Source organism: Sporomusa sp., assembly GCF_057736855.1.
In genome coordinates this window covers 4,949-5,924 of sequence record NZ_JBYKYF010000192.1, presented here as the reverse complement: position 1 = coordinate 5,924, position 976 = coordinate 4,949, and the positions used below count along the sequence as shown (strand labels likewise).

2 protein-coding genes are annotated in these 976 nt (G+C 46.2%); both read left to right on the top strand.

All coding sequences use genetic code 11. The features are described from left to right. Positions 1–531 (top strand): (Fe-S)-binding protein (locus AC29Z1_RS12210; protein WP_488271740.1); only part of this gene is annotated, 531 nt, incomplete at its 5' end. 29 nt (positions 532–560) lie between these two features. Next, complete coding sequence (locus tag AC29Z1_RS12205; protein WP_488271739.1) at positions 561–902, top strand: DRTGG domain-containing protein; 342 nt, start codon at positions 561–563, stop codon at positions 900–902. The last annotated feature ends 74 nt before the right edge of the window (positions 903–976 follow it).

Sequence of the window (976 nt, the reverse complement as noted above, 5' to 3'; positions counted from 1 at the left end):
AATCAAGTGATTAACGTATTAGAACAAGTTGCTTTAGGCAAACTTAGAGATGTTGATTATATTGAAGTGTTAGCTTGCACCCGCGGCTGTGTGGGTGGTGCGTTAACGGTGGAAAATCGTTATGTTGCTGAACATCGGATGAAGCAACGCATTGAAAAGAAAAAAATAACTGATCCCAAGTCTGGCAGTTTGCCGCGCACCGATTATTCGGAATTTGAACTTGGGGTAGCCGGGCGACGGGCTATTGAGCCCAAACCAGTATTGCGGCTTGATGCCGATATTTCCAAGGCAATGTCCAAAATCGAAATTATGGATGCTACGCTAAAGTGTTTACCCGGTCTTGATTGTGGTTCATGCGGTTCTCCAAATTGCAAAGCGTTGGCTGAAGATATTGCGCAGGGTTGCGCCAGCCTAACCGATTGTGTATTTATCTTGCGCAACAAAGTACGGGATTTGGCGTATGAAATGGTTAACTTGGCAGCCAAGTTACCACCGCCGCTTGATAAAGATCATGATGTGCAAGATGAATAACTAATATATCTGTAATGGGAGGAGTATTTGTGACTGTTCAAGAGATCGTGAGGGCGTTACCGCTAACCGTGGTGTCAGGTCAATCCAACCTTGACAAACAAATTAGCGGTGGGTATGCATCTGATCTGCTGAGTAATGTTATGGGGCAGGCGCAGGCTGGTAATGTCTGGGTTACCATGCAAGGACATCAGAATATTGTGGCGGTAGCGTTGCTGGTGGGATTGACTGCGATTATTGTTGCCGGTGGTGTACAACCTGATCAAGATGCTTTACGCAAAGCAGCGGCAGAAGACATAGTGATCTTAACCACCTCTCTGCCAGCTTATGAAGTAATTGGCCGTTTATATCAGATGGGCATTAAGGGAGAATGATGCGCCGGTTTGTGGCTGATCTTCATGTGCATTCAATCTTGTCACCTTGCGCTGCCATTGAAATGACGCCGCGT